This window comes from Kitasatospora sp. NPDC057512 (assembly GCF_042802135.1).
Taxonomy (GTDB): domain Bacteria; phylum Actinomycetota; class Actinomycetes; order Streptomycetales; family Streptomycetaceae; genus Kitasatospora.
Map to the genome: position 1 here is coordinate 1 of NZ_JBHVET010000521.1, position 6298 is coordinate 6298.

A 6298-nucleotide genomic window follows, 5' to 3' on the forward strand; every position below is an offset into this window, starting at 1 on the left:
CCGCGACGACGATCTTCGCGGAGGTGGTGGCGCGGGTGGGGGCGGCCGCGTTAGAGCTTGCGAAGTCCACTGAGGACCCTTTCGAGCAGCGTGACGTCGGGCTGGTTTCCGGTTTCGCCGCCGGAAGCGGGCTGGTGGATGGCGACCAGGCCGGCCTCGGCCAGGTCGGCCACGAGGATGCGGGCCACTCCCAGGGGAAGGGAGAGCAGCGCCGACACCTCCGCGACGGATTTGACCTCCGTGCACAGCGTGCAGATCCGCTGGTGCTCGGGGAGCAGGGTGGCCATGCGCTGCGGGTCGACGTCGGCGGAGACCAGGGCCTCCAGCGCGAGTTCGTAGCGCGGCCTGGTCCGGCCACCGGTCATCGCGAACGGGCGGATCAGCGGGCCGGAGTCGGGTTCGTCCTCGAACTCCTCGACGTGGCCGGGCTCCTGGGCGGGCAGGTAGCCGGGTGCCGGCTCGGGCGCCGGTGCCGGGTACCCGGGCGCCGGGGCGCCGTACGAGGGCTGCCGGGCGTACTGGTCGTACTGGCCGTACTGCTCTTCGGGCCGGGGGTACGGCTGCCGGGGCTGTCCGTACTGGTGCCGGCCGTACTGCTGACCGTGGCCGACGCCGGGTGCTCCGAAGGCGTCATGGCCTGTGCCAGGGTACGGAACACCGTATTGGCCGCTGCGGTCGTCGGGCGGTGTCACGGTTCCTCTCCTCACAGGGTGCGGCGGTGCGGTGCGAGCTTCGGCGCAGGTCCGGAGCCGGTGGTGCGAAGGCCGTACAACGTCCGAACCCGAGCCCGCCGAAGCGGGCCCGGGAAGGACGCGGAGGTACTTCGAATACCTGGACGGTATCCGACGAACCGTCAGTGCAGGAGACTGCCCTGGAGTTCCGCGCGGAGTGCGGGGGTGAGGACGGCGCCGGCGCGGTCGACGAGCAGGGCCATCTCGTAGCCGACGAGGCCGATGTCGGAGTCCGGCGCGGCCAGGACGGCGAGCGCGGAGCCGTCGCTGACGGCCATCAGGAACAGGAAGCCCCGTTCCATCTCGACGACGGTCTGGTTGACCTCGCCGCCCTCGAAGATCCGGCTGGCGCCGGAGGTGAGGGAGGTGAGGCCGGAGGCGACGGCGGCGAGCTGGTCGGCGCGGTCGCGCGGGAAGCCCTCGGACATGCACAGCAGGAGGCCGTCCGCGGAGACCACCACGGTGTGGGACACCCCGGGGGTGTTGTCCACGAAATTGGTGATCAGCCAGTTCAGGTTCTGTGCGGCCTGGCTCATCTGAGTCAACTCAACGCTCCTGGTGGTTCGAGCCGCCGAAGAGATCGGTGCTCCGGTTCTGTCCGTTGCCGGACTGGTCTACCTGATCGGGGTCGATCCGGAAGCTTCCGGTGTTACCGGCACTGCGGCCCTGCTCCACACCGCGGCGCAGGTTGGTGAGGCGGCCACGGACCTCCTCCGGGCTGCGGGAGACCTGCGGCCCGTCCTGCGGGGTGGACTTGGCGTTGCCGGGCACCAGGTTCTGCTTGGGCACGCGCCGCGGCAGACCGGCACCGGTGGTGCCGGCGGAGGAGGGCTCGCGCAGCTGCTCGGCCCGCTGCCAGTCGCCGTCGTTCGGCGACTGCCAGGCGGCGCTGGCGGTCGGGCCGGTCGGGCCGTAACCGCCGAGCGAGGACACGTCGTGGCCGCGCTGGGTCGGGGACGCCGAGGTGTCCTTGGCGCCGGCGAACCAGTTTGGGCTGTCGCCGGACGGGCTGCCGCCGGCCGGCGCGGCGGGGAGGCCGCCGCCCGCCAGCTGCTCGCCGGGACGGCGCTGCGGCAGCCCGGACGGCAGGGTGGTGCGCGGCGGCTCGGCGGCGGGCAGCGCGGGCGGCTCCGGGGCGTACGGGTGGCCGGCCGGGGAGTCCTGGGCCGGGCGGCCGTACTGGTCGGCGTACCCGTCCTGCTGGTAGCCGCCCTGGTCGTAGCCGTACTGGTCGTCGGCGTACTGCTCGCCGGCGTGGCCCTGCTGCTGCTCGTAGCCCTGCGGGGCGTACTGGTCGTAGCCGTCCTGGGCGTACCCGTCCTGCTGGTACCCGTCCTGCTGGTAGCCGCCCTGGTCGTAGCCGTACTGGTCGTCGGCGTACTGCTCGCCGGCGTGGCCCTGCTGCTCGTAGCCCTGCGGGGCGTACTGGTCGTAGCCCTGCTGGTAGTCCTCCTCGACCTCGGCGTCGACCACCGGCGCCTGCGGGGCGCTCTCCAGGGCCGCGCGGCGGACCTGGTCGAGGCGCTGCGAGCGCTGGACGGCCTCCAGGGCCGGGCTGAACCCGCTGGAGCCGGCGTTGCCGGTGCCGGTGAGGTGGTCGTCGAAGCCGAGCTCGGCCGCGCTGCGGGCGCGGGTGTCCGGCGCCCACTCGGCGGCCGGCTCCTGCTCGGCGAAGATCCGGGAGACGGTGAACTGCTCGTCCGGCTCCGGCGCCGCACCGGACTGGGTGACGAACGGCGGGAGCATGACCAGCGAGGTGGTGCCGGCGGACTCGCCGGACGGGCGGAGCTGGACGCGGACGTCGTGCCGCTGGGAGAGCCGGCCGACCACGAACAGGCCCATGCGGCGGGAGATGGTGGCGTCCACCGTGGGCGGCTCGGCCAGCTTCTCGTTGATCTCCGCGAAGTCCTCGGCGGTGAGGCCGATGCCCTTGTCGTGGATCTCGACCAGCACGCGGCCGTCCGGCAGGCGGGTCGCGTTGACCAGCACCCGGGTCTGCGGGCTGGAGAACGAGGTGGCGTTCTCCAGCAGCTCGGCGAGCAGGTGGACGAGGTCGGTCACGGCGGCGCCGACGACGTCGACCTCCGGGATGCCGGAGAGCTCGACGCGCTCGTACTGCTCCACCTCGGAGGCGGCGGCGCGGAGCACGTCGACCAGCGGGACCGGGGTGTTCCAGCGGCGGCCGGCCTCCTCGCCCGCGAGGACGAGCAGGTTCTCACCGTTGCGGCGCATACGGGTGGCCAGGTGGTCCAGCTTGAAGAGGTTCTCCAGCTGGTCCGGGTCGGCCTCGTTGTTCTCCAGGTCGGTGATCAGCGCCAGCTGGCGCTGGATCAGGCTCTGGCTGCGGCGCGACAGGTTGGTGAAGATCGCGTTGACGTTCCCTCGCAGCAGGGCCTGCTCGGCGGCGAGCGCCACGGCCTGCTGGTGGACCTGGTCGAACGCCCGGGCGACCTCGCCGATCTCGTCCTTGCCGTGCAGCGGGATCGGGGCCACCGAGGTGTCGACCCGGTCGGGGTCGGTCTTGGAGAGCTTCTCGACCAGGTCCGGCAGGCGGTGGTCGGCGATCTCCAGGGCGGCGCTGCGCAGGGTGCGCATGCCGAGGATCATCGAGCGGGCCACGTAGCCGGTCAGCAGGCCGGCCAGGATGAGCGCCGCGACGACGATGACCGTGTTGAGGATGGCGTCGTAGAGCGCGTTGTCCTTCAGGTTTCGGGAGTCGGTGAGGACCTCGTCCAGCAGCGCGAGCTCGGTGTTCCGCAGGGCCTGGATGTGGGTGTCGGTGGCCTGGGTCCAGTTCTCCTGGGTCAGGCCGGAGTTCTTCGCCTCGGTGTACGCGGCGTCGGCGACCGCCTTGCCCTTCTGCTGGCCCTCCGCGGCGGCCTGGCTGTACGAGGCGCCGAGCTGGAGCAGGCCCTGCATGGTGGGCGGCGCGCCGTTGGGCATCTTGTACGCCGAGCGGTCCTGGGCCGCGGTCTGGGCGATCTGCGCGGCCGCGTACTTGGCGGCGTCCTCGGGGGCGCTGCCGGTGTTGAACTCGTTGATGGAGACCTGTTCCAGCTTCTCCGAGATCAGGATCTGCTGGATCACGTCCTGGTTCTCGTAGCGCGTGGTGGCGTTCGCCGAGATGCCGACCAGCAGGTTGAGCATCAGCGCGCGCTGGGTCGACGCCGCGGCCTTGGCCAGCGACATCGCGTAGATCGCGCGGCCCTTGCTGGTGGCGTTGGCGGAGCCCAGGCCGACCGAGTTGTCGAAGGCCAGCAGCGGGTCGAGCATGACCGAGTACGCGTTGGCCGTGGCGCTGATGAACAGCTCCGGGATGTACGCGTTGGCCCGCAGGTGCGGCAGGTCGACCACCAGGGTCTGGAAGGCCTCGTGACGCCGGGGGAGCTCACCCGACTTGTCGGAGGCCGCGTAGGCGGCGTTGTACGCCTTCAGTGCGGCGTCGGTGGCGCCGCGGCGCTTGGCCACCTCGTTGTTCGGGTCCTGCTTGGTGAGCAGGGGTATCAGCGTCTTGTCGCGCTCGTTCTCCAGCGCCTCGGCGAGTTCGGTCGCCGCCTTGGCCAGCTCCGCGGTCTTCTCGGCGCGGGAGGCCTTGATGAAGCCGTCGACCGAGGTGTTCACGCGCAGACCACCGAAGACGAGACTGATGGTCACGGGGATCAGCAGGATCGCGATCAGACGGGTCGGCACGCGCCAGTTGCGCGGGCGGAGGAAGTCGTACCGGCTCGAGCCGCCGTCGCCGGACGAGCCGCCGCCGCGGGGTGCCGCGGCCGGGGGCTCGGGAGCCGGGACGGTGCTCTGGGAGCGTTCCTCGGTGGGAGCGAACGCGGAGAATCCGGCCGGGTCTCCCGGGGTACCGTTCGGCTCGCTCTGGCGGGGCTCGGAGCGCCGCTGCGGGGCGGGTTGCTGCTTACGCCTCACTCGACAACTACCTCTCGGCCGACTGCCGGCCATGGATCAATCCAGCGCTACCCCGGGGCCCTGAACCGCCGCCGTAGGGGTCGGCGCAGGAGAAACCAGGGGTAGCTGGAATTTCAGCACGTGCTGGGATGGGGGACAAACAGCCGCCGTCCGGCACCCGCGTCGGTACATTCTGGACATTCACCGACATGACGGAGCAAAACCGTGGTCACCTGGCGCTGAGTGACGCTGTTTCGCCACGCTGAGTCATTGTTGATCACAAAATGCCTACCGAACTGTTATCCGCTGCTTATACACGGGTCTTGCGCGCGGCCCCCGGAAGTCACCGGCGGGTAGGCACCGCGGTCCCGACGGCCCGTCGCGGAGGACGGACCGTCGGGGCCGTGCGGTTCCCCCCTCGCTCAGCGGAGCCGGGCGAGCAGGGCGTGTTCGACGAGGGTGATGAGGGCGCTCTTGGCGCTGTCGCGGCGGCGGGCGTCGAGGGTGATGACGGGGGTGTCGGCGCCGAGTTGGAGTGCTTCGCGGACTTCGTCGGGGGTGTGGGGCTGGTGTCCGTCGAAGCCGTTGAGGGCGACGACGAAGGGCAGTCCGCTGTTCTCGAAGTAGTCGAGGGCGGGGAAGCAGTCGGCGAGGCGGCGGGTGTCGACGAGGACGACGGCTCCGATGGCGCCTCGGACGAGGTCGTCCCACATGAACCAGAAGCGGTCCTGTCCGGGGGTGCCGAAGAGGTAGAGGATGAGGTCTTCGTCGAGGGTGATGCGGCCGAAGTCCATGGCGACGGTGGTGGTCGTCTTGCCGGAGACGTGGCTGAGGTCGTCGATGCCGGCGGAGGCCGAGGTCATGACGGCTTCGGTGCGCAGGGGGTTGATCTCGGAGACGGCGCCGACGAGCGTGGTCTTGCCGACGCCGAAGCCGCCCGCGACGACGATCTTCGCGGAGGTGGTGGCGCGGGTGGGGGCGGCCGCGTTAGAGCTTGCGAAGTCCACTGAGGACCCTTTCGAGCAGCGTGACATCGGGCGTTCCGCCCGACTCGCCCGCGGCGGCGGGCTGGTGGATGGCGACGAGACCGGCCTCGGCAAGGTCGGCGACGAGGATGCGGGCGACACCGAGCGGGACGCCGGCCAGTGCGGAGATCTCCGCGATGGACTTGACCTCGCGGCAGAGGCTGACGATCCGGGCGTGCTCGGGCAGCAGCCCGCCGGCCCGGTCGGCCGAGCCGGTGGTGGAGATCAGGGCCTCGATGGCGAGCTGGTACCGCGGACGGGTCCGTCCGCCGGTCATCGCGTACGGGCGGACCAGCGGCTGCTGCTCGTAGCCGTCGGACTGCTGCCCGCCGTAGCCGCTGCCGTACCCGTTGCCGTACGGGCCGGCGGGTGTCGAAGGCGGGGTCATGGGTCCTCCTAGTGCTGCAGCCTTGGGCAGCCGGTTCCAGCTGGGGCGGTGCCAGCTGAGGCGGGATCAGCTGCCTGAGGGTAGCTGAGGGTGTGGCGCCGGGTCCGGTCGGGTCGGACCCGGCGCGGTCGGGCCGGTGGGTGAGCCGCGCGGGTCCCGGTCAGTGCAGGAGACTGCCCTGGAGTTCCGCGCGGAGTGCGGGGGTGAGGACGGCGCCGGCGCGGTCGACGAGCAGGGCCATCTCGTAGCCGACG

General features: G+C 71.4%; 5 protein-coding genes and 1 pseudogene. All 6 read right to left on the bottom strand.

From position 1 onward, the window contains the following. Nucleotides 1–50 precede the first annotated feature (50 nt). Complete coding sequence (locus tag ACFU6K_RS28045) at nucleotides 51–692, bottom strand: DUF742 domain-containing protein (RefSeq protein ID WP_380667591.1); 642 nt, start codon at nucleotides 690–692, stop codon at nucleotides 51–53. Between the two features lie 161 nt (nucleotides 693–853). Beyond that, nucleotides 854–1267: a roadblock/LC7 domain-containing protein gene (locus ACFU6K_RS28050; protein ID WP_030248297.1), complete on the bottom strand. Its 414-nt coding sequence runs from the start codon at nucleotides 1265–1267 to the stop codon at nucleotides 854–856. 10 nt (nucleotides 1268–1277) lie between these two features. Then, the gene (locus ACFU6K_RS28055; protein ID WP_380667594.1) at nucleotides 1278–4652 is read right to left on the bottom strand and encodes a nitrate- and nitrite sensing domain-containing protein; all 3375 of its coding nucleotides are present in this window, start codon (nucleotides 4650–4652) and stop codon (nucleotides 1278–1280) included. Between the two features lie 401 nt (nucleotides 4653–5053). Beyond that, complete coding sequence (locus ACFU6K_RS28060; RefSeq protein WP_074001502.1) at nucleotides 5054–5638, bottom strand: ATP/GTP-binding protein; 585 nt, start codon at nucleotides 5636–5638, stop codon at nucleotides 5054–5056. Beyond that, on the bottom strand, nucleotides 5619–6044 hold the full coding sequence (locus ACFU6K_RS28065; RefSeq protein WP_049658630.1) for a DUF742 domain-containing protein: 426 nt from the start codon (nucleotides 6042–6044) through the stop codon (nucleotides 5619–5621). The genes ACFU6K_RS28060 and ACFU6K_RS28065 overlap by 20 nt, the downstream gene beginning before the upstream one ends. Nucleotides 6045–6204: 160 nt before the next feature. Continuing rightward, nucleotides 6205–6298: pseudogene (locus ACFU6K_RS28070) on the bottom strand (roadblock/LC7 domain-containing protein); the annotation flags it as partial.